This window comes from Arthrobacter sp. 01T419 (assembly GCF_056398865.1).
On record NZ_JBFTQF010000001.1, the window covers coordinates 400,182 to 424,763 of the forward strand.

At 63.3% G+C, this 24,582-nt stretch carries 24 protein-coding genes, 1 tRNA gene and 1 pseudogene; 10 read left to right on the forward strand and 16 right to left on the reverse strand.

All coding sequences use genetic code 11. The features are described 5' to 3' along the window. Positions 1-34: 34 nt before the first annotated feature. From atpE to AC1DLO_RS01955, 5 genes and pseudogenes are all read right to left on the reverse strand, one after another. The gene (atpE, locus tag AC1DLO_RS01935) at positions 35-253 is read right to left on the reverse strand and encodes an ATP synthase F0 subunit C (protein ID WP_028264751.1); all 219 of its coding nucleotides are present in this window, start codon (positions 251-253) and stop codon (positions 35-37) included. A gap of 81 nt (positions 254-334) precedes the next feature. Continuing rightward, on the reverse strand, positions 335-1,135 hold the full coding sequence (atpB, locus tag AC1DLO_RS01940) for a F0F1 ATP synthase subunit A (protein WP_184737132.1): 801 nt from the start codon (positions 1,133-1,135) through the stop codon (positions 335-337). A gap of 81 nt (positions 1,136-1,216) precedes the next feature. Next, positions 1,217-1,556: pseudogene (locus tag AC1DLO_RS01945) on the reverse strand (AtpZ/AtpI family protein). After that, a complete protein-coding gene (locus AC1DLO_RS01950; RefSeq protein ID WP_476888600.1) occupies positions 1,543-2,031 on the reverse strand; it encodes a hypothetical protein in 489 nt (162 codons plus the stop codon). The pseudogene AC1DLO_RS01945 and the gene AC1DLO_RS01950 overlap by 14 nt, the downstream one beginning before the upstream one ends. A 127-nt stretch (positions 2,032-2,158) precedes the next feature. Beyond that, positions 2,159-3,268, reverse strand: a complete 1,110-nt coding sequence (locus tag AC1DLO_RS01955) for an MraY family glycosyltransferase (protein WP_184737127.1) — start codon at positions 3,266-3,268, stop codon at positions 2,159-2,161. A gap of 213 nt (positions 3,269-3,481) precedes the next feature. Here AC1DLO_RS01955 and AC1DLO_RS01960 point away from each other — a divergent pair, with 213 nt between their 5' ends. Continuing rightward, positions 3,482-4,378 carry a glycosyltransferase gene (locus AC1DLO_RS01960; RefSeq protein WP_476888601.1) on the forward strand — a complete coding sequence of 299 codons (897 nt, stop codon included), beginning with the start codon at positions 3,482-3,484 and terminating at the stop codon, positions 4,376-4,378. Here the strand turns inward: AC1DLO_RS01960 and AC1DLO_RS01965 are convergent. The 10 genes from AC1DLO_RS01965 to argS all read right to left on the reverse strand — a co-directional run bounded on the left by AC1DLO_RS01965 (position 4,375) and on the right by argS (position 17,093). After that, positions 4,375-5,166, reverse strand: a complete 792-nt coding sequence (locus AC1DLO_RS01965; protein ID WP_476888602.1) for a WecB/TagA/CpsF family glycosyltransferase — start codon at positions 5,164-5,166, stop codon at positions 4,375-4,377. The genes AC1DLO_RS01960 and AC1DLO_RS01965 overlap by 4 nt on opposite strands. After that, on the reverse strand, positions 5,163-5,948 hold the full coding sequence (locus tag AC1DLO_RS01970; RefSeq protein WP_476888603.1) for an L-threonylcarbamoyladenylate synthase: 786 nt from the start codon (positions 5,946-5,948) through the stop codon (positions 5,163-5,165). Before AC1DLO_RS01970 ends, AC1DLO_RS01965 begins: the two co-directional genes overlap by 4 nt. A 12-nt stretch (positions 5,949-5,960) precedes the next feature. Then, positions 5,961-6,833 (reverse strand): peptide chain release factor N(5)-glutamine methyltransferase, encoded by an 873-nt coding sequence (gene prmC / locus AC1DLO_RS01975; RefSeq protein ID WP_476888604.1) that lies wholly within the window; start codon positions 6,831-6,833, stop codon positions 5,961-5,963. A gap of 18 nt (positions 6,834-6,851) precedes the next feature. Continuing rightward, a complete protein-coding gene (gene prfA / locus AC1DLO_RS01980; protein WP_028264759.1) occupies positions 6,852-7,925 on the reverse strand; it encodes a peptide chain release factor 1 in 1,074 nt (357 codons plus the stop codon). Positions 7,926-8,102: 177 nt separating this feature from the next. Next, positions 8,103-10,259 carry a transcription termination factor Rho gene (gene rho / locus AC1DLO_RS01985; protein ID WP_476888605.1) on the reverse strand — a complete coding sequence of 719 codons (2,157 nt, stop codon included), beginning with the start codon at positions 10,257-10,259 and terminating at the stop codon, positions 8,103-8,105. Positions 10,260-10,560: 301 nt separating this feature from the next. Next, complete coding sequence (gene thrB / locus AC1DLO_RS01990) at positions 10,561-11,535, reverse strand: homoserine kinase (protein ID WP_476888606.1); 975 nt, start codon at positions 11,533-11,535, stop codon at positions 10,561-10,563. Positions 11,536-11,537: 2 nt separating this feature from the next. Continuing rightward, the gene (gene thrC, locus AC1DLO_RS01995) at positions 11,538-12,644 is read right to left on the reverse strand and encodes a threonine synthase (RefSeq protein ID WP_184737112.1); all 1,107 of its coding nucleotides are present in this window, start codon (positions 12,642-12,644) and stop codon (positions 11,538-11,540) included. After that, positions 12,645-13,967, reverse strand: coding sequence for a homoserine dehydrogenase (locus AC1DLO_RS02000; RefSeq protein WP_476888607.1), 1,323 nt, complete (start codon positions 13,965-13,967; stop codon positions 12,645-12,647). Then, positions 13,960-15,438, reverse strand: a complete 1,479-nt coding sequence (gene lysA, locus AC1DLO_RS02005; RefSeq protein WP_184737108.1) for a diaminopimelate decarboxylase — start codon at positions 15,436-15,438, stop codon at positions 13,960-13,962. Before lysA ends, AC1DLO_RS02000 begins: the two co-directional genes overlap by 8 nt. A gap of 5 nt (positions 15,439-15,443) precedes the next feature. Continuing rightward, positions 15,444-17,093 (reverse strand): arginine--tRNA ligase, encoded by a 1,650-nt coding sequence (gene argS, locus AC1DLO_RS02010; protein WP_476888608.1) that lies wholly within the window; start codon positions 17,091-17,093, stop codon positions 15,444-15,446. A 219-nt stretch (positions 17,094-17,312) separates the two neighbouring features. Here argS and AC1DLO_RS02015 point away from each other — a divergent pair, with 219 nt between their 5' ends. From AC1DLO_RS02015 to AC1DLO_RS02045, 7 genes are all read left to right on the forward strand, one after another. Then, entirely contained in the window at positions 17,313-17,771 is a 459-nt protein-coding gene (locus AC1DLO_RS02015; RefSeq protein WP_184737104.1) for an FMN-binding protein, read from the forward strand. A gap of 5 nt (positions 17,772-17,776) precedes the next feature. Then, positions 17,777-18,652 carry an FAD:protein FMN transferase gene (locus tag AC1DLO_RS02020; protein WP_184737102.1) on the forward strand — a complete coding sequence of 292 codons (876 nt, stop codon included), beginning with the start codon at positions 17,777-17,779 and terminating at the stop codon, positions 18,650-18,652. Then, complete coding sequence (locus AC1DLO_RS02025) at positions 18,649-20,169, forward strand: FAD-dependent oxidoreductase (protein WP_476888609.1); 1,521 nt, start codon at positions 18,649-18,651, stop codon at positions 20,167-20,169. Before AC1DLO_RS02020 ends, AC1DLO_RS02025 begins: the two co-directional genes overlap by 4 nt. Before the next feature lie 86 nt (positions 20,170-20,255). Further along, positions 20,256-20,331: transfer RNA gene (locus AC1DLO_RS02030), tRNA-Arg, on the forward strand. A 128-nt stretch (positions 20,332-20,459) separates the two neighbouring features. Continuing rightward, positions 20,460-20,609 (forward strand): hypothetical protein, encoded by a 150-nt coding sequence (locus tag AC1DLO_RS02035; protein WP_184737098.1) that lies wholly within the window; start codon positions 20,460-20,462, stop codon positions 20,607-20,609. A gap of 279 nt (positions 20,610-20,888) precedes the next feature. Continuing rightward, a complete protein-coding gene (locus AC1DLO_RS02040; RefSeq protein WP_184737447.1) occupies positions 20,889-21,905 on the forward strand; it encodes a M4 family metallopeptidase in 1,017 nt (338 codons plus the stop codon). Between the two features lie 33 nt (positions 21,906-21,938). After that, positions 21,939-22,247 (forward strand): protealysin inhibitor emfourin, encoded by a 309-nt coding sequence (locus tag AC1DLO_RS02045; RefSeq protein WP_184737096.1) that lies wholly within the window; start codon positions 21,939-21,941, stop codon positions 22,245-22,247. Here the strand turns inward: AC1DLO_RS02045 and AC1DLO_RS02050 are convergent. Next, positions 22,244-23,212, reverse strand: coding sequence for a GlxA family transcriptional regulator (locus tag AC1DLO_RS02050; RefSeq protein ID WP_184737094.1), 969 nt, complete (start codon positions 23,210-23,212; stop codon positions 22,244-22,246). The two genes, AC1DLO_RS02045 and AC1DLO_RS02050, sit on opposite strands and share 4 nt — an antisense overlap. Positions 23,213-23,293: 81 nt before the next feature. Here AC1DLO_RS02050 and AC1DLO_RS02055 point away from each other — a divergent pair, with 81 nt between their 5' ends. Together AC1DLO_RS02055 and AC1DLO_RS02060 are read left to right on the forward strand one after the other, a co-directional pair. Continuing rightward, complete coding sequence (locus AC1DLO_RS02055; protein WP_476888611.1) at positions 23,294-23,464, forward strand: hypothetical protein; 171 nt, start codon at positions 23,294-23,296, stop codon at positions 23,462-23,464. Between the two features lie 125 nt (positions 23,465-23,589). After that, positions 23,590-24,576, forward strand: coding sequence for a helix-turn-helix transcriptional regulator (locus AC1DLO_RS02060; protein ID WP_476888612.1), 987 nt, complete (start codon positions 23,590-23,592; stop codon positions 24,574-24,576). Positions 24,577-24,582: the final 6 nt, after the last annotated feature.

Below are 24,582 nucleotides of genomic sequence, written 5' to 3' on the forward strand. Positions count from 1 at the left end.
CTCGGTTCTGAATGTTCGCTTGGTTCTTAGCGGTTTACTTGAGAACGAAAGCGAAGACCAGGCCGAGGATGGCGAGGGCTTCCGTCAGAGCCAGACCAAGGAACGCGATCGGCTGGAGCACGCGCTGGGCTTCCGGCTGACGTGCAACACCGTTGATGTAAGCAGCAAATACGAGACCCACACCGATACCACCGCCGATGGCGGAGAGACCGTAGCCAATGAGGTTAAGGGAGCCGTTGATGTCGCCGTTCATTGTATTCCTTTCAAGATGCCGCAGTCGCGGCAGGTTGTTTGGTTTGCTTCAACCCCCGAGGGGGAAGATTGAGGGTTGTGCCTAGTGGCTGTCGGCGTGGAGTGCGCCTTCGATGTAGATCGCAGTCAGAAGGGTGAAGACGTATGCCTGCAGCACCATGATCAGGGCTTCGAGCATGTACATGGCGATGGCACCTACGAGGACCAGCACGGAAGCACCCTTGAGGAGGACGTTTTCCTGTGAGACAAGGAACTCGATACCCGAGCCGGCGATCATGACGATGAGGTGTCCGGCCATCATGGTGGCGAAGAGACGGAGGCTGTGCGTCACCGGCCGGACCAGGAAGTTGGAGATGATTTCGATCGGTACGACGATCGGCAGGATGAACCACGGGACGCCTGAAGGAACCGTGGCCAGCTTGAAGTACTTCAGGCCGTTCTTCTTGATGCCGATGCCAATCCAGGTGACATATACAACCGCGGCAAGAACATAGGCTCCGCCGACGTGCGAGAAGCTCGGGAGCTGGATGACGGGAATGGCGCCGTAGATGTTGTTCACCAAGATGAAGAAGAACAACGTGAACAGGAGCGGTACGTACTTCATGAAGTCGCGGCCGCCGATAATGTCCTTGGCGATGCTGTTGCGGACGAAGCCGTAGGCCATCTCGCCTGCGAACTGCAACTTGCCGGGAACCAACTGCTGTTTGCGTGCAGCGGCGATGAAGAATGTAGCGATAAGGACGACCGACAGGATCACCAGCAACATCTGCTTGGAGAAGCCATCGCTCGCACCCCACGGCAGGATAGCCGGCAGGTGCATTTGGTCGATTCCGGGAGGAGTGAAGGTCCCTGAATCCTGGGCCGGGAGCGCAAGCGCGATCAACGCGTTTCCTCTCTGCAGTGTCCATCATTGGGCGTTGTTGAGGATCCGGCCGCGTTTCCTGCAGCCATTTCCCGTGTGAAATTATTTGACATTACTGTCCCCGTCGTGGGGCGGGCCGCTGTGTGCTTTGCTCATCACCAGATGAAGACCGTTGACTGGTAAGGCCATGCATGTGGGAAAGATAGAACCCCCCTGCGGCTCCGAGCAGAGCGCCAACGAGCACAATCCAGCGAGTCCCCCACAGAATATCCAGACCCCAGCCTATCAAACTCCAGACTATGATTCCGCCAACAATGTAGCTAAAGACGGCAATGCCGGCGTTGTATCCGCCGTCGCTTCCGTCGCTCACTTGCTCAGTGGAATCGCCGGGTTTTGCGGCACGGGGCGTGGCGGAGTGTCCTTTGTTCTTACGAGTGAACATCGTCGCCTCCTTTGCCTGCTGCGGGGTCGTTGTAGATCTGGAGCCGCGCTTTGCTGAAGCCATAGATTTCGGCGGCCTGCCAAGAGACGACGGCAACGACGGCCCCAATCACGAACCAACGTCCGTGCAGCCATGCGGGGGCTCCTAGGACGAACAGCACCACGGCAAAGCCGACCACCTTGACAAAGTAGCTGGCGACAAAGAGGCCTACCGCGCCGGAGGGGTTGTCCCGGCCAACAAAATGGCCGATCAAAAGGCTGATGGCAAAGAACGCCATCACCAGCACGCCGCCGAATGCGGCAGAAAGGACTCCTACGCCACCGTTCATGACCGCCGCAACAACCGACGTTGCAGCAAGAGCCGCCACCGCCGCCGCCGAGCTGAGGAAAAGGAGCCGCAGCCAGAGCGAAGAAGTGGAGCGTGGGGCAGCAACGCCGCTGGAGTCGGACTGCTGTCCGCCGGCGTTGGAGGTCATGGGGATGCCAATCGTCGTGGCAAGGATGCCAAAGTCTCAAAAGGGTGGGTGCGCGGGCGAGTGACTGTCCGCCCTAGAATTCTACATGAGATAGAACTGTGATGTTAACGCCCTTGTCACACGACGCCTACCGGGCGGCGCGTCCCTTTCGGACGAAGTACGGCCAAGCTGTCACGCCGGCCATGATCAACGCGGCCAGGATGTCCAGGGTAAGGACCATTTGCCAGGGGAAGATCGCAAAAGCAAGGCCTCCGAAAGCCAGGATGCAGGTCCACACGTACATCATGAGCACTGCCGTTCGGTGCGTGTGACCGAGCTCTATGAGCTTGTGATGCAGGTGCCCGCGATCGGCTGACCACGGTGATTGCCCACGTGCTGTTCGCCGCAACACCGCCAGCCCGAGGTCCAACAACGGCAGCGAGAGAATCGCGAACGGCAGCAGGATGGGGACGATCGTCGGAATACCGTTGGCGCGGTCGTAAAGTCCGGAGCTGATTTGGCCCGTGGAGACAACACCGGCCGAGGCCATCACTAGGCCCAAAAGCATGGCCCCCGAGTCGCCCATGAAGATCTTGGCCGGGAACCAGTTGTGTGGCAGGAATCCGATGCAGCAACCCACGATGATCGCCATCAGCAGCGCCGCCAGGTCCGAGCGATCAGTGAGTGTCGCGTTGCGGTGGACCCAGTAGGCGGTCAGGAAGAACGCGACCCCGCCAATCGCGGCGACGCCTGCCGCCAAGCCATCGAGTCCATCGATGAAGTTGACGGCGTTCATGGTGGTCACAATGAGGAGGGCGGTAAGGACAACCCGCAGCGGTTCCGACTCAATCCGGATGGGCTCCGGAACAAACGGAATCACCGACATCTGCACACCCCAGACTGCAACGATCGTGGCGGCTGCGCACTGGCCGATCAGCTTGACCCACCATCGGATGTCCATCACGTCGTCGGCAACACCAACCGCGACGATCACCAGGGCACCGGCCAGTATCCCCCATGGCGCACCGTTTCCGTGGAAGATGTCCTTCACGAAGAACGAATTGCTCGCTACGACGAGGGCCACGGCAAAGCCTGCGAAGAGTCCCAGGCCACCCAGCCGGGAAATAGGCACAGAGTGCATATCGCGGCTCCGGATAGGGGCAAACAGCCGAAGTCTGTTCCCCATTTGGCGGGCTACCCACGTTGCGAGATAGGACACGACGGCAGCCGTGAGCATCATGAGTGAGTACATGATCACGTGGCGGCTCCTGTTGGCGGTGGTGGTGGATTTCGTCCCCGGCGAATAGCTGCCGGCACAACACCCGCAACACCTCTGCGCACCGCCGAATATTGCTGTACTACAGTTGGACTCTGTTCAAGATACTAGCGGCAACGGCGGCCTTGCTCCGTTTCACGCGCCCCTAGGGCGAGCCGGGAAGACCCTCCCGCTGCTGCCCGGAAGGAACCCTACATGACTGTCTCCGTTGCCGTTGCGGCTGTGACCTTTGACCGCCCCGGAGAGCTTGGAGTCCTGCTCGACGCCGTCAACAACCAGTCCCTACCGGTGGACACCATCTGTCTCGTGGACAGCGGTACCACTCCTTCGCGGGAGCTCGCATCGAGCCATCCGAACGTGGACTACGTCCGCTCCAAGGCCAACCTTGGCGGGGCGGGCGGCTTCGCCCTAGCCATCCTCAAAGCCGTGGCCAGCGGCGCCGAATGGGTCTGGATCATGGACGATGACGCCGAACCAGGGGATCCCGAATGCCTCGAAACCCTGGTTCGCGAAGCGGATGCCCGGGGATTGGATGCGGTGGTCCCGCTCGTGGTGGCCCCCGGCCACCCGGATAAGCTCTCCTTCTTCTTCCGGATCGACGGCAAGGTGACCCACGACCGTTCCGAAGTCGAGAAGGCCGGGTTCCTGCCCGACGTCGGGCACTTCTTCAACGGGGCCCTCATCCGTTCCAGTGTCTTCTTCAAAGTGGGAGTGCCGGATATCCGGCTTTTCATCCGGGGCGATGAGGTGGACTTCATGATCCGCCTGAGGAAAGCCGGGATACGGTTCGGTACTGTCGCGACGGCGTGGATCACCCACCCGCACGCGTTTTCCGAGACGAAGCACGTCTTCGGCGCGCGCTGGCACGTGATCGTGCCGGATTCGGCGTTCAAGCGCTACTTCTACTACCGCAACCGCGGCTATTTGATCCGCAGGTATCGTCGCGGCAAGTCCATGGTGGCCGACGTCGGAGGCTACCTAGGCTATTTCCTCCCCCGGGGTGACTTCCGCGGGCTCGCCGAGTGGTTCCGGGCGTTCTCCGCCGGTTTGCGGAACAAGGGCTTCGGCCCCTTGGAGGACCAGAAGTTCTAAGGGCCCTGAGGGTCGCTCTTCTTGCCTGCAAGCCGACGGCGGACGAGCAGGCTGAGCAGCACCCACGGCTCACCGAACACCCGGTATGCGACGCGTCCCGGGTGCAGAATGAGTCGCCAGGCCCATTCAAGCCCCAGCCGGCCGAGCCAGCGCGGAGCAAGCTTCTGGAGCCCCGCCAACTGCTCGATAGCCCCGCCGACCGTGCAATAAACGGCGGGCGGAAGTTCGCCCAGGCGACGGTGCAACACCGACTCCTGCAGCGGCATTCCAAGGCCAAGGAGCACCAATTGCGGACGGAACTCCGCCAGCCAGGCAACGGTAGCCTCTTCGCTGGAGGCGTCCCAATTCTCACCCGCCCGGCCAGAGACCTCGGCGCCGGGCACGATCTCCCGGAGCCGTTCGACCGTCTTGGCATTAGCCACGGGGCCAGCCCCGACGACGGCGATCCGGCGTAGTCCTTCAACGCCGCCCAGCGCTGGCACCCAGTCCGTGGATCCCAGACGGTGTTCCATCAGCCCGGGGCCGTCAGTTCGTGAATCGCCGCGGCGGCCAAGTCCCCAAAGCATGGCGACGGGCGCACCATCAAGGAGGACCACATCGCTGCGTTCATAGAGGCGGCGGAAATCCGGACTCGAATGAAACAGCGTGACACTGTGCAGGTTGTGCCCAAGAACCACCTTCGTGGTGCCATCCGAAATGAACCCTCGCATGGCCTCGAGAAGTTCGTCGACGCGCAGGGCTGTGACGTCAACGTCCAAGAGGGGAACACGATCCCGGACCAGGCTCATTCGGCCTTGATCTCTCCGGAGACTGGGGCCTCAGCCTGATCTTTCGGCTCTTCAGGCACCGTATCCGGCGCCGCGGCCGACTCCGCCTCCGGCTCAGTCTCCCCGCCTGGCGCGGGCGCAGTCTCGCCAAGGGCCAACAGGCCCGGAACCACCTCGCGTAGGCGTTCCAGGGAAAGAGCACCATCGCGGACCACTCGAAGTGGCAAGGTAGTGGCGTCAACAATCGTCGACGCTACGGACTCGGTTCCTTCGACAGGCCGGAACCCGCCCTCAAGGTACACCTCGACCGATTCAGCAAGCTGGATCCTCGCCTCGGCAGCTGTCTGCGCCGCCGCTTGACCGGTGCGATTGGCCGAGGACACGGCCAGCGGACCGGTGCGGTTGAGCAGTTCAAGCGCAATTTCATCGTCGGGCATTCGCAGGGCCACGGTTCCGCGGGTCTCTCCCAGGTCCCAATCCAGGGACGGCTGGGCGTGGAAGATCAATGTCAGGCCACCGGGCCAGAAGGCGTCTGCCAGTTTACGGGCTTCTTCCGATACGTCTGTTGCCAGCCCGTCCAAGGCATTGAGCCGCGGGATCAACACCGGGGGCGGCATGTGGCGACCGCGGCCCTTGGAGACGAGCAGCATGGTCACGGCCTGGGGCGAGAACGCGTCGGCGGCGATGCCGTAGACGGTGTCGGTCGGCATGACGACGCATTTCTTCTCACTGATGGCGCGCTGCGCATGCTCCAGGCCTTCGGCGCGTTGTTCCTCTGACGTGCAGTTGTAGCTTGTGGTCACAGCGCTATTCTTTCATTCCCCGGAGTCGGCGATTGCCAACACCGCACTCGTGGCACGTTCTTTGCCGTTGAGATCGACGTGGGTGGTGACCTGCGCCCAACAACCTGCGGACCTCAAATGTTCGGCAATCCACCCTGCCTGCACTTCCGCGTGCTCCATGACGAAGAAGCCCCCGGGCTTCAGGAGCCGCGCAGCAGAGGCGGCAGCCGCCGTCGGAAGCTCCATCCCGTCTGCTCCCCCGCCGTACAGCGCCTCGGGCGGATCATGCAATGCAACTTCAGGCTCGTTCGGAATCGCTTCAGCGGGAATGTAGGGCGGATTGGAAACGACGACGTCGAAAGTTCCGTTGTGTTCGGGCAAGGCATTGCGGAGATCGCCCTGCACGAGTTTCACCCCGAGGGGCTTCAGGTTCTTGGCGGCCCAGGCATGGGCAAAAACACTGAATTCAACGGCATGGACGTCTGCCCCAGGCACTTCGTGGGCAATCGAACCGGCAATAGCGCCGGAACCGGTGCCAAGATCGACAACCTTGGGGTGCGGGAGTCCCTGAAGGTGGTCAATGACCAGCTGGACCACCGATTCGGTTTCCGGCCTCGGAATGAACACCCCCGGTCCCACCGCAAGCGTGAGGTAGCGGAAATGCGCGACGCCGGTGATGTGCTGGAGCGGAACGCGCTGTGCCCGCTCGGCCACCAAGTCCCCGTAGCCATCCGGCGCGGCAGAATCACCAAGCAGCATGGCACGCAGGCGGCCGAGGCCGACACCCAGGAGGTGTTCCGCGAGGAGTTCCGCGTCCACGCGCGGAGTGGGGACTCCGGCGTCGGACAGGATGGTTGTTGCCTCGCGCACGGCGTCGGCGAGGCTTTGGCCCGGAAAGAGCGTCATGAAGATCCTTGCAGGCTGTTACTCGCCCAGGGCATCCAGGCGCGACTGTTCGTCCATCTCGATGGCCGATTGGATGACCGGCTCCAGGTCGCCGTTCATGACGGCGTCGAGGTTGTAGGCCTTGTAGCCGGTACGGTGGTCGGCAATCCGGTTCTCCGGGAAGTTGTACGTGCGAATACGCTCCGAACGGTCCATGGTGCGGATCTGCGACTTGCGCTGGGCCGAGTTCTCGGCGTCGATCTGCTCCTGCTGGTGGGCCAGGATGCGGGCGCGCAGAACGCGCATGCCGGCTTCCCGGTTCTGCAGCTGGGATTTTTCGTTCTGCATCGCCACCACGATTCCCGTGGGAAGGTGGGTGATGCGGACTGCCGAGTCCGTGGTGTTGACGGACTGGCCGCCAGGCCCCGACGACCTGTAGACATCGATCTTGAGATCGTTCTGGTTGATTTCGAGCTCTTCGGGCTCATCCACTTCCGGGAGCACCAGCACACCGGCAGCCGAAGTGTGGATGCGCCCCTGGGACTCGGTGACGGGAACGCGCTGGACGCGATGCACGCCGCCCTCAAACTTCAACCGGGCATACACGCCTTCGGCGGGATCGTTCGAATTGCCCTTGACGGCCATCTGGACGTCCTTGTAGCCACCCAGATCCGATTCCGTTGCTGAGATGAGTTCGGTCTTCCAACCGCGCGACTCCGCGTAGCGCATGTACATACGCAGCAAATCGCCAGCGAACAGGGCAGCTTCGTCGCCGCCTTCGCCGCCCTTGACTTCAAGGATGACGTTACGGGCGTCGTCGGGATCGCGGGGAATCAGCAAGCGGCGGAGTTTCTCCTGGGCAGCCGGAAGCTTCGCCTCGATTTCGTCTACCTCGGCAGCAAATTCGGCGTCCTCGGAAGCCATTTCCTTTGCCGCTTCAAGATCGTCCATGAGCCCGCGCCACCGGTTGTACGCCTCCACGATGCCCTGCAACTGGGCGGAGCGCCGCCCCAACTTGCGGGCCAGGGCTTGGTCGGCATAAACAGCAGGATCACTCAACTGCGCTTGGATAGCAGCATGCTCATCAAGCAATCCCTGTACGGACTCAAACATTTCAAAACCTCTTTCGACTTCTACAAGTCTAATAACTGCAACGAGGGGTCACTTACGGCCCATGCGGAGGGCCCGGATGGGCCGTAGCTGACCCCGCGTTGCAACGAGAAGGGGCGGGGGCGGAACATCCGCGCGGAATCAACCGCACGAACGAACCAGCGCCCGCCCCTAAAACAGCTATTTGTCGTTATCCGACTTGGCTCCAAGAGTCGTCTTCTGCACCTGCATGAGGAACTCGACGTTGCTCCCGGTCTCCCGGATCTTGTTGGTCAGGAGTTCAAGGCTCTGCTGGGTCTCGAGTCCGGACAGGACGCGGCGCAGCTTCCACATGATCTTGACTTCTTCAGGCGAAAGCAGGTTCTCTTCGCGACGGGTACCCGAGGCGTTGACGTCCACAGCCGGGAAGATGCGCTTGTCCGCCAGCTGGCGGGACAGGCGGAGCTCCATGTTGCCCGTGCCCTTGAACTCTTCGAAGATGACCTCGTCCATCTTGGAACCGGTCTCCACGAGGGCGGTTGCCAGGATGGTGAGCGAGCCACCGTTTTCAATGTTGCGGGCGGCACCAAAGAAGCGCTTCGGCGGGTAGAGCGCGGCGGAGTCGACACCACCGGACAGGATACGGCCCGAGGCCGGTGCTGCCAGGTTGTAGGCACGGCCCAGGCGGGTCATGGAGTCCAGGAGGACCACCACGTCCATGCCCATTTCCACGAGGCGCTTGGCGCGTTCGATGGAAAGCTCGGCAACCGTAGTGTGGTCATCGGCGGGACGGTCGAAGGTGGAGGCAATGACCTCGCCCTTGACGGTGCGCTGCATGTCCGTGACTTCTTCAGGACGTTCGTCAACCAGCACCATCATGAGGTGGACCTCAGGGTTGTTGGTGGTGATCGCGTTGGCGATGGACTGCAGGATGAGGGTCTTGCCAGCCTTGGGCGGGGAGACGATCAGGCCGCGCTGGCCCTTGCCGATCGGGGCCACGAGGTCGATGACGCGCGGGCCGATCTTCTTGGGGTCCGTTTCGAGGCGCAGTCGCTCGGACGGGTACAGCGGGACGAGCTTGGCGAATTCGACGCGGTCCTTGAGCTCTTCGGGCGTCTTGCCGTTGACCGACGTGACGCGGACGAGCGCGTTGAACTTCTGGCGCGCGGACTGCTGGCTTCGGTCCTCGCCGTCACGCGGGGCGCGGATTGCGCCAACGACGGCGTCGCCCTTACGCAGGTTGTACTTCTTGACCTGGGCGAGGGACACGTACACGTCGTTGGCACCGGGCAGGTACCCGGAGGTACGGATGAACGCGTAGTTCTCCAGTACATCCAGGATTCCCGCGACGGGAAGCAAGACGTCATCCTCGGTGACCTCGACGTCGTCGACGTCCGGGCCCTGGCCGCGGCCGCGACGGCGTTCGTTGCGGTCGCGGAAGCGGTCGCTGCGGGTGTTTCCATCGCGGTTGTCACGGTTGTCCTGCGGACCCTGACGGTCGTTGCGGTCGCGGCGGTTGCGACGATTGCGGCGGTTGCCCATGTCATCGCCGTCGTTCGTGTCTTCGCGACGCGTACGGGTGGTGTCGCGGCGTTCGCGCTGGCCGGATTCGCCGGCCTCGACCGAGGCCTGCTCGCCCTGGCGCGGCTGTGCCTGTCGCTGTTCCGCCTGGCGCTGTTCCGTCTGGCGCTGCTCGGGCTGACGCTGCTCGGCCTGGCGCTGTTCCGTCTGGCGCTGCTCGGGCTGACGCTGTTCCGTTTGGCGCTGTTCGACGCGGGGCTGTTCAGCCTGGGGCTGCTCGGCCGCACGGGTTTCGCTTGCTTCACCGGTCTCCACAGGAGCAACGGCGGCTTCGCCACGGCGACGATTCCGCGTGCGCGGCTGGCGGCGTTCGCTAGCGGCCTCGCTTGCTTCGGCGACGGGAGCGGCAGGAGTCTCGGCAGTGACGTCGGGAGCCTCCGCGGTTTCCGTGGCAGCGGGAGCGGCAACAACGCCGTCGCTCGTAGCGCGACGGCTTCGGCCACGGCCACGTGCCCGGGTGCCGTCCTGCGCGGGAGCTTCGGTAGATGCGGCAGCGGTCTCAGCTTCCGGGGATGCAGGCGCAGTCTTTGCTGCTACGGCCTTGGCCGCAGCGGGAGCCTTGCTGGTGGTTGCACCGGCACGGTGGGCCGAGATAGCCGAAACCAAGTCCCCCTTGCGCATCCGGGACCCGCCCGAAATGCCCAGCTGACTGGCGAGAGCCTGGAGCTGCGCGAGCTTAAGGCCTGCAAGGCCGCTGCTCTTGGCGGTTGCGGCCGTTGATTCAGCTGCAGAAGATGTTGTGTCCACAGCTGAAGCCAGCTCAGTGGTTTCTGTCACGAAGGATCCTTCCCCCTCGACGGCGTCCAGACCTAGAGCTGGACGCGATGATTTGTTCTGGACTGCAGTTCAGATCTGCAGCCGTGATTTCGGTCTTGCCGGTTTAATTTCAGCAGGGCCGGATACTGATACGTCTTCGATGCTCCGGCGGGCGGGGCGCGGGCTGACGGTTCGGGTAACAGAAAGGGTTCTGTGGCACCTGCGGCAGGCCGATAAGGAGACGGCACCGGCAGACTTCGACACAGTAGGAGACGGGAACGGCATTAAGCCGGGATCCAATGTCAGGGAACTGCCCGCGGTTCTACCGCCGGTGCAAGTCCACTCTAGCACCTTCAACGTCCACCGCCAGTGTCATCACGCGCCAAGAAACGTCTGGTGTGTTGTCCGCAGTGAAAGAGGTGATCAATTCCGTAATCGCTTCTGCCTCGTCCGTGCCGTTTGCCAATGCCAGAACTGTGGGCCCGGCGCCGGAAACAACCGCCGCGTGGCCCGCGGTCCGCAAAGCCGCAATCAACGCCGCGCTAGGCCGCATGGCCTCGGCGCGGTAGCTCTGGTGCAGGTAGTCCTCGGTTCCTGGAAGCAGGAAACGGGGCTCGGCCGTCAGTGCGTGGATCAGGAGCGCGGCGCGTCCTGAGTTCATTGCCGCGGCATGATGGCCGATGGACGCGGGAAGCAAGCCGCGCGCTGTCTCTGTGGACAGTTCGTAGTCCGGTACTGCGACGATGGGAATGACGGACGGGACCACCTCGGCACGGGTGCTGCTGTACTGCTCGCTGTCCTGCCATGACAAGGCCAGTCCGCCGAAAATCGCCGGTGCGACGTTGTCCGGGTGGCCTTCCATCTCGCTCGTGAGTTGCAGGATCCACTCACGGTCGCGTTGGGCGGATTCGGGTACCAAGGCGTTGGCTGCGGTAACTGCCGCAACCACTGCCGATGCCGAGGAACCGAGTCCGCGACCGTGCGGGTTGACGTTGTCCGCGGTGATCTTCAGGCCGTTGTGCCGGAAGCCGAGGCGTTCCAAGGCTGTGTTGATCGCTCGGACCACGAGATGGCTGGCATCGCGGGGAAGGGTGTCGGCCCCCTCACCGGAGAGCTCGAACTCAAGCTCTCCGGTGGTGAGTGTTTCGACGGTCAGGGTGTCGTAGATCGACAATGCCAGGCCGAGGCTGTCGTAGCCGGGGCCCAGGTTGGCACTGGTTCCCGGGACCCTGACGGTCAGCTGCTGGCCTGCCGCGACAAGCGCTAGTCCGGTCGCGGTGGGCTGCGTGCTTTCCACTCTTAGCTTTCTTCCAGTCCCAGTTCAGCTGCCACCGTCACGACGTCGTTCGGTACCTTGACGGGCTGGACTTCACTGCCGTCCTCGGTACGGAGTGCCCACTGCGGGTCCTTGAGTCCGTGTCCGGTGACCGTGATGACGATCGTCTTTCCGGCGGGAACTTCGCCTGCGGCGTGTTTTTTGATGAGGCCGGCGACGCCCGCCGCGGAGCCGGGTTCTACGAAAACGCCTTCCTTGGCGGAAAGCCAGCGGTGTGCGTCGAGGATTTCTTCATCAGTCACGGCGTCGATGAAGCCGCCTGATTCATCGCGTGCCGCGATGGCCGTGTCCCAGGACGCCGGGTTGCCGATGCGGATCGCCGTGGCGATGGTATCCGGCTCAGTGATGGGGTGGCCGGCAACGAACGGCGCTGCACCAGCGGCTTGGAAGCCCCACATGGCCGGCGTCTTCGTGGAGACGGCGGGAAGGGTGCCGGCGGTTGTGGACTCGAAGGGCGCGCAGTATTCCTTGTAGCCCTTCCAGTACGCGCTGATGTTGCCTGCGTTACCCACCGGCAGGACGTGGATGTCCGGAGCGTCGCCGAGAGCGTCGACGATTTCGAAGGCACCGGTCTTCTGGCCCTGGATTCGGGCGGGGTTGACCGAGTTGACAAGGAACACCGGGTAGGACTCGCCGAGCTTGCGGGCGATGTCCAGGCAGTTGTCGAAGTTGCCGTCCACCTGAAGGAGCGTGGCGCCGTGCGCGATCGCCTGGCTGAGCTTGCCCATGGAGATCTTGCCTTCGGGGACCAACACGGCACACTTCAGCCCGGCGGCCGTAGCGTAGGCCGCAGCGGAGGCCGAGGTGTTGCCCGTGGAGGCGCAGACAACCGCCTTGGCGCCTGCTTCAACAGCCGCCGTCATGGCCATCGTCATGCCGCGGTCCTTGAAGGACCCGGTGGGGTTCATGCCCTCCACCTTCAGGTACACGGTGGATCCGGTGAGTTCGGAGAGCTTCTGCGCATGGACGAGCGGAGTTCCGCCCTCACCGAGGGTAATGACCTTCGTGGCTTCCGTTACAGGCAAACGATCAGCGTATTCGCGGATTACTCCGCGCCATTGGTGAGCCACTTAGACCCCTTCTACCCGCAGGACGGATGTCACAGAATTGATGACGTCCAGGCCCTTGATGGCCTCGACGGTTGCCGCGAGTGCGGCTTCGGATGCGCGGTGCGTGACGATCTTCAGCTCGGCCGACTCAACGTTCGAGGCGGCATCACGGTGGATCGTCTGACGCATGATCTCGATGGATACGCCGTGCTCCGCAAAGATATGGGTGATCCGCGCCAGGACGCCAGCCTGGTCGGCAACGTCAAGGCCGACGTAATAGCTGGTGTTCGATGCACTTATCGACAGTGCAGGCACGTGGCCGGTGGTGGTCTCGGTACGACCGGGACCACCCAGCACCACCCGGCGGGCAGCCGAGACGAGGTCGCCCAACACGGCAGACGCCGTCGGGGTTCCGCCGGCGCCCTGACCGTAGAACATCAGCTCGCCGGCGTTCTCGGCTTCGATGAAGACTGCATTGAACGCACCGCGAACGGCTGCAAGGGGGTGTTCACGCGGCAGGAGGGTGGGGTGGACGCGGACTGAGATACCGCCGTCGTTACCGGGCTCCGAGCTCTCGATCTTCTCGGCGATGGCGAGCAGCTTGATGACAAAGCCGGCTTCCTTCGCTGCCGCAATGTCGGCTGCGCTGACCTTGGTGATGCCTTCGCAGTAGACGTCTTCGAGGGCGAAGCGCGTGTGGAAGGACAGCGACGCGAGGATGGCGGCCTTGGCTGCGGCGTCGTGGCCTTCGACGTCGGCAGTGGGGTCAGCTTCCGCGTAACCGAGCCGTTGGGCTTCAGCCAGGGCGTCGGCGAACTGGGCACCGGTGCTGTCCATCTGGTCGAGGATGAAGTTGGTGGTGCCGTTGACGATGCCCAGGACCCGGGTGATGCGGTCACCGGAGAGGCTGTCCCGGATGGGGCGCAGGATCGGAATGGCCCCTGCGACGGCGGCCTCATAGGAGAGCTGAACGCCGGCCTTGTCAGCCTCTTCGTAGAGTGTAGGGCCGTCCTGTGCCAGGAGTGCCTTGTTGCCGGTAATGACGCAGGCGCCGTTCTGCATGGCGGTCAGGATGAGCGAACGGGCCGGCTCAATGCCGCCCATGAGCTCGATCACCAGATCCGCGTCCTTGACCAGGGTGTCGGCGTCGGTGGTGAACAGTTCGCGCGGTAGCTCGACGTCGCGCTTTGAATCAAGGTTGCGCACGGCGATGCCGGACAACTCCAAGCGCGCACCACTGCGGGCAGCAAGGGCGTCGGCGTCGTCAAGGAGGATCCGCGCTACCTGGGCTCCAACGTTGCCACAGCCCAGCAGGGCCACCTTCAGGGTTCGCACTTCAGACATTCGCCACTCCCATGTCGCGGTTCAAGAGATCTTCTTCGGTTTCCCCGCGGACGATCAGCCGGGCGGATCCATTGCGCACAGCGACAACGCCAGGCCTGGCCAGATAGTTGTAGTTGCTTGAGAGGGCCCAGCAGTAAGCGCCGGTCCCCGGTACAGCGAGCAGATCACCGGCTGCCACGTCTTCGGGCAGATATACATCTCTAACAACTATGTCGCCGCTCTCGCAATGTTTGCCCACTACTCGGGACAGTTCCGGGACAGCGTCCGAGGTGCGCGAGGCCAGAATCGCCGAATAATCCGCGTCGTACAGCACCGGACGGGCGTTGTCGCTCATGCCACCGTCCACCGACACATAGCGTCGCGGGAACGTAACGTTTTCCTGCCCTGCTGAACTGCTCGGGGCATCCACACGCACGGTCTTCAGCGTCCCGACCTCGTACAAGGTGAAGGTGCTGGTGCCAACGATCGCGCGGCCGGGCTCGATCGAAATACGTGGCGAGGTGATGCCCAGCTCAGCACACTTTGAGCGTACGACGGCGGCCATCGCCTGCGCGATTTCGGCCGGTGGACGGGGGGTGTCCACCGGAGTGTAGGCAATGCCGTAGCCACCGCCCAGGTCCAGTTCCGGCAAGACGATGGAGTACTTCGCCTGCATCGCGGCGAGGAATCCCAACAGTTTCTCGGCTGCCAGCGCGAAGCCGTCAGGCTCGAAGATCTGGGAACCGATGTGGCAATGCAGGCCCAGGAGTTCCACATTGGAGTACGAGGTGGCCGCAGCGACGGCTTCTTCGGCGGCCGAGAGGCCTGCCGATTCCGTGGTATCCCCGGCCATGGAAAGACCGAATTTTTGGTCCTCGTGGGCCGTGGCGATGAATTCGTGGGTGTGGGCGTGGACGCCGGGAGTCAGCCGCAGCATGACCTTCGCCGTCTCGCCGCGGCCGGAGGCAATCTTGGCAACCCGCTCAAGCTCATCGAGGCTGTCCACCACGATGCGGCCGAGCTTCATGTCCAGCGCGCGGTTGATCTCGGCGTCGGACTTGTTGTTTCCATGCAGGCCCAAATTGGCGCCGTCGATGCCGGCGCGAGCCGCGACGGCGAGTTCGCCGCCGGAACAGGTGTCCAGGCGTAGGCCTTCCTCAGCCACCCAGCTCGCCACGGCAGTGCACAAGAAGGACTTTCCGGCGTAATAGACATCCACTCCCCCGCAGATGTCCTCAAAAGCTGCGTCGAACGCATCCTTGAAGGAACGCGCGCGGGCACGGAAATCGCCCTCGCTCATGACGAACAGCGGGGTGCCGAACTGCGCCTTCAGCTCACTGACGGGAACCCCGTCAATGACGAGTTCGCCGGCGTCGTTCCTCTGGACACCTTCGGCCCACATCGGCGCGTGGAGCGCGTTCGCGTCCTCCGGCACGGCGAGCCATTCGGGAGCAAGGGGTGAAGCTGCGGCGTTGCTGGGGCTTTGCTGCACGCCGATCACATCCGTTCCGGAGCTGAAACGCCGAGGAGTTCAAGTCCGTTGGCCAGCACTTGGCTCGTGGCGTCGTTGAGCCACAAACGCGTGCGGTTGACGTCCCGCACCGGCTCGTCGCCCAGCGGCGAAACGCGGCAGGCGTCGTACCAACGGTGGTATGCCCCTGCGATGACCTCAAGGTGGCGTGCCACCCGGTGCGGCTCGCGGAGCTCCGCGGCCTTGGCCACGATGGACGGGTAGCTGCCGAGGTAGGACAGCAGCTCGTTCTCGGTGGCGTGGTCCAGCAGGGACGCGTCGAAGGCGCTGTGGTCCACGCCAGCCTCGATTGCGTTGCGTGCTGTTCCGCGGGAGCGCGCATGCGCGTACTGCACGTAGAACACCGGGTTTTCGTTGCTGTTCTTCTTCAGTAGTTCCGGATCCAGTGTGAGCGGCGAATCGGCGGGGAAGCGCGCCAACGAGTAACGCACCGCGTCCTTCCCGAGCCACTCGATAAGGTCCTTGAGCTCGATGATGTTGCCCGCACGCTTGGACAGCTTGGCGCCGTTGACGGAGACCAGCTGTCCGATCAGGACCTCGATATTGACCTCGGGGTCGTCACCGGCGCAGGCGGCAATGGCCTTGAGCCGGTTGATGTAGCCGTGGTGGTCCGCGCCGAGCAGATAGATCTTCTCCGTGAAGCCGCGGTCCTTCTTCGACAAGTAGTAGGCGGCGTCGGCGGCGAAATACGTGGGTTCGCCGTTGGCGCGGATCATCACGCGGTCCTTGTCGTCGCCAAAGTCCGTGGTGCGCAACCAAACTGCTCCGCCGTCGTCGAACACGTGGCCCTGCTCCCGGAGGCGCGCAACAGCCGATTCGATCGCACCGGCGTCGTGCAGTTCCTGCTCGGAGAAGAAGACATCGAAAGCCACGCCGAATTCGGCAAGGGTGTCCTTGATGTCCTTCATCTGGGCTTGGTAGGCGGCGGCGCGGATCACGGGAAGTGCAGCCCCGTCGGTGAGTTCACGGATTGCCGGATGGGCCTTGAGGACCTCGTCGCCTAGTTCCCGGATGTACTCACCAGGGTAGCCGCCCTCCGGAACGCCACGCCCGTGCAGGCGGGACAGTACCGAGTTCGCAAAAACGTTCATCTGCGTGCCGGCGTCGTTGATGTAGTACTCGGCAGTGACATCCGCACCGGAGGCGCGGAGCACGCGGGCAATGGAATCGCCCAAGGCGGCCCAGCGCGTGTGTCCAATGTGCAGTGGGCCCGTGGGGTTGGCGGAGACGAACTCCATGTTGACCACATGGCCTGCGAGCGCCTGGTTGGTTCCGTAAGAGCTTCCTGCCTCGACGATGGCCTTGGCCAGTGCGCCTGCAGCGGCGGGGTCCACGGTGATGTTAAGGAAGCCCGGGCCCGCGATGTCCACGGCGGTCACGCCGTCGATCGCTTCCAGCCGCTTGCTGAGAATCGTGGCGAATTCGCGCGGGTTGGTCCCGGCTTGCTTGGCCAGCTGCAAGGCAATGTTGGTAGCCCAGTCGCCGTGCTCCCGGTTCTTGGGTCGCTCCACGCGCACGTCCTCGGGGAGGGCAGATTCGGAAAGCGCAAGCTCGCCAGCGGCGACAGCGTCTTTCAGGCAGGCGGATATGGCGGCGGAGAGTTCTTCGGGAGTCACCCGTCTAGCCTACCGGTGGGGCTTGCAAGTGGTGGAATTCTTTGCATAGCGATCATGTACACGCGGGCACCAGTTGGCGCACAGGCTGCGCACAGTTTCGCCACGTAGAGCTCCCAGACTGAACCGTTAGGCTGAATTCAACGTTGAACGTGCGAACGGCCTGCGTGTGATCGGCCCCAGGCCGCAAACCATTTCTTGTCCAGTTGAAACGAGCAGAATATGACTACGCCACTCCACAAGAGCATTCTTGTCGGTGCCGCCGGCCTCTCCCTCGCCAGCTCGGTGGCCGCTTGCGCCCCCTCGGCCCAAGGCAGCACCCCGCAGAATACGAGCACGCAAGCGGGCTCCAGCAAACTGGCCACGACAGGCTCGTCATCGTCGGGCTCGTACAAGGACGGCACTTACAATGCCGACGGCTCCTACACCTCGCCCAACGGCCAGGAAACCGTAGGCGTCCAGCTCACCCTGTCCGGTGGCACTGTCTCCGCCGTGAACATCACAGTCCATGCCGACAACCCAAACACCAAGAGGTTCCAGGGAGAATTCAAGGACGGCATCGCGGCGCAGATCGTCGGCAAGAAACTGGACGATATCAACGTGTCCAAGGTCGCAGGCTCTTCGCTGACCAGTGGCGGGTTCAACCAAGCTGTGGAAATCATTAAATCCGAGGCCAAATAACCGCCATGACGCACGCGGGCTGGAGCGACTTCGACTTCGACGGAATCGGAACCCGGTGGGAGATTTCGACGCCGGAGCCGCTTCCCTCTGCGGTCCGCCGCAGCTTGTTGGGCGTTGTAGAGGACTACGACCGAAGCTATTCACGGTTCCGTGACGATTCGCTGATTGCGCGGCTCGCGCGGGAACCCGGAACTGTCGTTCTCCCGGCAGGGGCGTCCGGGCTGGAAGTGCTGTTCAGGAAGTTGTACCAGCTCAGCAGGGGTGCTGTGACGCCGCTTATCGGCAGCAGCCTTGAGCAACTGGGCTACGGGGCGGATTATTTCCTGCGACCCCTCGGCCACCCGGTGCCGGCGCCGCGTTGGGAAGACGTCCTGGAGTGGAACGGCACAAAGATCTCCACTTCTGCTCCGTTGGTCCTTGACATCGGCGCTGCGGGAAAAGGCCAGTTGGTGGACCTAGCAGCCGAGGTCCTGCGCTCAGCGGGGATCACGGAGTTCCTCGTGGATGCGAGCGGCGACATGCTCCATTCCGGTGCGGAACCCCTCGGTGTCGCCCTCGAACACCCTTACGATCCCACCCAGGCGATCGGCGTCGTTGAACTCCACGACCACGGCGCCCTGTGCGCTTCTGCAGCCAACCGGCGCGCGTGGGGCGACGGCCTGCACCATGTCCTGAACGGTGCTACCGGGCGCCCGGTAGAGACCGTGGTGGCCACCTGGACCATGGCCGCCACGGCAATGGAAGCCGATGCGCTGGCCACTGCGCTGTTCATGGTGGATCCGAAAGTGCTCGAGGAAGAATTCGTATTCTCCTGGCTCAAGGTCTATTCGGACGGACACGCCGCCTATTCGGCCGGCTTCGAAGGGACACTATTCACATGATTGCCCTCAAAGCGCGTGCGGACGCCTGGCTTGGCCGTTTCACGATGTACCGGCTGATCCTCTGGGTCCTCGCGGTTCTTGTGGTGTACAGCCTGGCGTTGAACGTCCTTGGCTGGCTGACCTTCGGCCTGCCGGAAATGCTGGTCCACCTGCTGCTGTGCCTGGGACTGACATACGCGTCCAGCCGACTCGCGGCCGTGCTGTTCAGGGCGCGGCCGCATTCGGAGTCATCACTTATCACCGGCTTGCTGTTGTACTTCCTGTTCTGGCCGACCGAACTAGTTCCTTCCGTTCACCTGCCCGATCTCGCCGGAATCGCTTTGGCGTGCGTCCTGGCATCGCTGTCCAAATACGTGTTGGCTTTCCGGGGCCGGCACATTTTCAATCCTGCCGCCGCGGGCGCTTTCATTGCCGGTCTCACTGGTTTGAACATCGCCACGTGGTGGGCGGCCACTCCGGCCATGCTGTGGCTTCTGGTTCCCGGGGTCCTGCTGGTGCTGTACCGGACGCTGAAGGTGCTGATGGCGTGCACTTTCCTCGTGGTGGCGGGGTCCATTGCGTGCGCTGTGCTCCTGAGAGGCGGCATGGCGTTCGGACCAGCGCTCTGGCAGCCGATCTCGCAGCAGCAGCTCCTGTTCTTCGTCGGCTTCATGCTCACAGAACCCCTCACTTTGCCACCCCGCCGCTGGCAGCAAGTGGCGCTGGCCGTCGTCGTCGGCATATTTTTTGCGGTGCCGTTCAATCTTGGCATCGTCGCCAACTCGCCCGAGCTCGCGCTCCTCATCGGCAACTTCCTCGCATTCCTCGTGGGACAACGGAGTGGGGTCCTGCTGACGTTCAAGGGTTCCCGTCCTTTGACTCCGTTCACTACCGAATTCCGTTTCGAGCCGCGACGGCCCGTTCGCTTCCTCCCAGGGCAGTTTATGGAACTCAACCTCCCGCACTCCCGCTCCGACGGGAAGGGACGCCGACGGGTCTTCAGCATGACCAGCGCACCGGGCGCACCCGAGGTGACATTCGGCGTCGGCACGGCGGAGCCTGTCTCGGCAGCGAAGCGCACATTGCTCGCCCTGGAGCCTGGCGAGTGCGTTCGTGGCACCACCGTGGGCGGCGACTTCGTCCTACCGCCCGACGCCGGGAAACCCCTGCTGCTCATCGCGGCAGGAATCGGGATCACACCTTTCTTGTCCCAGCTGGCGTCGGTCGATTCCCAACGAAGGGACATCGTGGTGCTGTACCTCGCCCCCAGCGCTGCCGAGCTTGCCGGAAGCGATGTTCTGGAGGCCTCTGGGGCGCGGATCATTGCGCGCGTGGCAGACGGTTCCCCACCGCCGTCGTTCATGCGCGACGCCGGACGGACCCGGATCGATGGCGACTCCCTGCGGGAACTCGTCCCGGATGTCGCCGGGCGGGACGTGTACGTATCCGGGTCCCCGGCAAACGTGGACACCCTTCGCGCTGCCGCCCGCCACGCCGGAGCCCGACGGATCCACGTGGACTCTTTCGCCGGCTACTGACGGCGCGCCCGGCCCGTTTTCCATTGCGGCGCGGTGACCTGCTAAGCTCATGGACGTCCCTCCGGCAACGGATGGGAGCCCCGGATGCCCTCGTAGCTCAGGGGATAGAGCGTCTGCCTCCGGAGCAGAAGGCCGTAGGTTCGAATCCTATCGAGGGCACCACAGAAAACCCCGCCAGTTCAAGGAACCGGCGGGGTTTTTGCTTCGACCGGCGAGTTGGTGGCGTGGCAAATTGAAAAATATGTGGAAAAACCGCGTCACGTTTTGCTCCCTCCCTCCACAACGCTCTTGTGCAGATACCAAAAGTGGAGCCCGCGACTGCGTTCCCGGAGCTCGAAGCCAAAGCCCCGGTTCTTGCCAGGAAACTCTCGCGCCTGCCAGCGGCACAACTCGCAACCATCCTTCGCGCGGAACCCAAGGACAACGATGCCGGACTGTGAAGCCGCCCGCCGCAACAAACAAGCCCTCTATGAAATCGAATTGGCATGGGGCAACGGCATCGTGGACCTTGGCAAACTGCAACGGATCCTCAAAGGTTCCGAAAACGACCCGGAACCTTTGCCCCCCTGCCCGGCGGAAGCCTCTCATTTGACGTGATGGCGGACATGCCGCGCCGACCCGGCCAAAATGTCGGCGCCCGCTCCTAAGCTGTTCGTACCCGGTCAAGTCCACCATGTACGAAAGGGTTCGCCGTGATCTGTTCCATTATTCCGCCCTACATGCTGCGCAGGTTGGCAGCCCAGAATGAGCCCCGTCTGCGGATCATTGCACGCGCGGCCAAGGAATCCCTGCTCCAGATCAAGTCCCTTCAGGCGGTCCGCGCGCTTCCTGTGCCGGCCCCGGTGCCCACGGCGCGCCAGGCCAAGCCCGGACCTCCCAAACGGACCATCTACGACGCCGAATCTGCAGAGGTCCTGCCCGGCAAGCTTGTCCGCAAGGAGGGCGGTGCGGCCACGGGCGACGCAGCCGCCGACGAAGCCTACGACGGACTGGGCGAAACCCACAGGCTCTACGCAGAGGTGTTCAGCAGGAATTCAATCGACGGCGTCGGGTTGAAACTCGATGCTACTGTCCACTACGGCCAGCTATACGACAATGCGTTTTGGAACGGCAGCCAGATGGTCTTCGGTGACGGTGACGGCGAGATCTTCCAGCGATTCACGAAGTCGCTCAGTGTGATCGGGCACGAACTTGCCCACGGCGTCACCCAGTACACAGCGGCCCTCGCCTATCGGAACCAGGCCGGAGCCCTCAACGAATCCATGTCCGACGTTTTTGGGGTCCTGGTGGAGCAGCACGCCAAAAAACAATCCGCGGCCGAGGCCAGCTGGCTGATCGGCGAGGGCTTGTTCACCGATGCCGTTCAAGGCGCCGCGCTCCGTTCAATGAAGGCACCCGGCACCGCGTACGACGACGACGTGCTCGGGAAGGATCCGCAACCGGACTCCATGGATACGTATGTCCGCACCACTGCGGACAACGGCGGTGTCCACATCAACTCAGGCATCCCCAACCGGGCTTTCTCCATAGTTGCCCTGGAGCTGGGCGGCAATGCGTGGGAGGCGCCGGGGCAGATCTGGTACAACACCCTGGCAAGCGGTTCCCTGCCCGCAACGTGTACCTTCCGGCGCTTCGCCAAGGCAACCGCGGCGTCGGCAGAGGAACTGTTCGGCGCTGGTTCGTCCGAGCATGACGCCGTCTTGAAGGCGTGGGAAACTGTGAAGGTAAAGCTCTAGCAACACATTCCAGAGCAGTGGAAGCCGTCAAACATGAAAATCACCGTCCAGCGCAGCGGCGGGGTCGCCGCGATCACGCGCGTCTGGACCGTAGATGCCGCCAGCCCCGAAGACAAGCAACGCTGGATGCCGATTGTTGAAGCCTGCCCTTGGGACCAGGTGCCGTCCCGCGCACTAGCGGCCGCGCAGGCAGCCGGGAGAGCGGCCGGGCAAGCCGATCGGTTCATGTATTCGATCCGCGCGGGGCAACACCGGGCAACGCTCCCGGAAACCGCTGTCACGGGGCCATGGCACACCCTCGTGGAGAGTGCCAAGGTAGAGGGCCGGGAAACCCTCCGCTAGCCGACCTCGGCCAATTGGCCACGGAAAGCCCTCCGGTACGACTGCGGGCTCGTGGCCAGGACCTTGGCGAAGTGGTGCCGCAGCAGCACGGAATGCCCGAACCCTGCTTCCCGTGCAACTTCGTCAATGTTCAGTTCGGTGGTTTCCAGGAGTTCCTGTGCCCGGAGCACGCGTTGCGAGTTGAGCCAAGCCGCCGGCGTGGCACCTGTTTCGGCCCGGAACCGGCGTGCGAAGGTCCGGGCGGACATGTGCAGCCGGGCTGCCAGTTCGTTGACGCTGTGGTCCCTCTCAAGGTTCTCCACCATCCAGCGCAGCAGGGCCTCCATTGGGGCGGAGCCGCACGTGGGCATGGGCCGATCGATGAATTGGGCTTGGCCGCCGTCCCGGTGCGGCGGAACCACCATGTCGCGTGCAATGGCTGCTGCGACATTGGCGCCCAACTCCACTCGGACCAGATGCAGGCATGCGTCAATACCAGCCGCCGTGCCCGCACTCGTGATGAGTGTTCCGTCCTGGACGTAGAGCACGTTCTCATCTACATGGATCTTCGGATACCTGCTGGCCAGGTCCTGTGAATAGTGCCAATGCGTGGTGCAGCGGCGCCCGTCCAAGAGCCCGGCACGCGCAAGTGCGTACGCTCCGGAACATATAGACATGACCCAAGCCCCGCGCGCGTGTGCCGCCCTCAGCGCATCTAGTACGGATTCCGGAACGTCCTCGTCCCTGCCATACGGAGCCATGATGACGAGGTCTGCATCGGCCGTGGCCTCCAGTCCCAGGCCGACGTGCATCGACAGGCCGGACTTCATTTTGACATCGCCTGGGACAGGGGTACACACCCTGAAGTCAAAGCTGGGAACGCCGCTCCCCCGGTCCTTGCGATCAATGCCAAAGACCTCGTAGGCGGTCCCGAACTCGAAGATCGAGAAGTTGGGAACCACAATGATTGCCACCGTTTTCAACATAGTTCCAGTGTGGCAGAAAATTGCCTAAACGGGTCATTTCTGCCACTGTTTTGTGAACCGGATCAGGAACACGATGGAGACATGGAAATCGTCGGAATCTTGGTGTTCATCATCCTCGTCATCACTGCCGCTGCTACCGTCTCAGCAGTTCTTCGGGATGGCCGCGGCCACCTTCCCCCCGTCCGTTCAGAACAGCCTTGGACCGCACGGGAACTGCCCAGCAGCCCTTACTCGACGCTTCGCGTCTTCTAACTACGCCTTCTAACTACGCCCTGTCCGGGCGCTCGTGCGGGATGCGTCCTGCGCCGGGGGCTCGGACACAGCCTAGAACCCAATGGGGACGACTATTGTCCGCATTGTGGGCTACATTCAATGCCATGATCCAAACGTCCGCGCGGCTGCTGCAATTGTTGTCCTTGTTGCAGGTCCGGCGTGAATGGACAGGTCCGGCATTGGCCAACCGCATGGGCGTCACCGAGCGCACCGTTCGCCGCGACATCGATAAGCTCCGCAACCTCGGCTATCCCATCCATGCCTCGCCCGGCATCGCCGGTGGCTACCAATTGGGTGCCGGAGCCCAACTCCCACCCCTGCTGCTCGACGACAACGAAGCGCTTGCCGTCGCTTTGGGACTGAACTCAGTTGCGGCGGGCCCTGTGGCTGGCATTGGGGAGGCGTCAGTACGCGCACTCGCCAAACTCGAACAGGTGCTCCCCTCACGCCTCCGCCCTAAATTCGCGATGCTCAAGGCCGCGGTCACCACCTTGCCCAGCAATGCGGCATCGGTGGATCCCCAGCAGCTCACGGTGGTCTCGGCGGCAATCGCGGACAAACGGCAACTCAGTTTTGACTACGTCAAGGCCGATAGCGACGCTGGCCGCCGCCTGGTGGAACCGTACCGCTTGGTGGACACCGGGCGCCGCTGGTACCTGGTGGCATGGGACGTCGACCGGGAGGACTGGCGCACGTTCCGCGCGGACCGCATCGTTTCCCTGCCGGTTGAACGGAAAAAATATGTGCCGCGACCCCTGCCGGCCAAGGACCTCGCAGACTACGTCCAGCGATCCGTGACCCGCTCGCCTTACCGCTACGACGTCGTCGTGCGCCTCCATGCCCCCATCGGCGAGGTGGCCGCCGTCGTCGGCCCGCAGCTCGCGAGCTTGAGCGACGACGGCGGGAACGCCACCCTGCTTCGTGCGGGCTGGGACAGCCTGGCGCAGCCGGCCGCGCACCTCGCTGCCCTGGACATGGACTTTGAGATCATCTCTCCCGAGGAGTTCAAGGACTACGCCCACACCATGGCCGGGCGCTTGGAAAAAGCTGCCGGGAGCCATGCACTGCAAGGCAACGCGCCACCACAGTAGACTGTC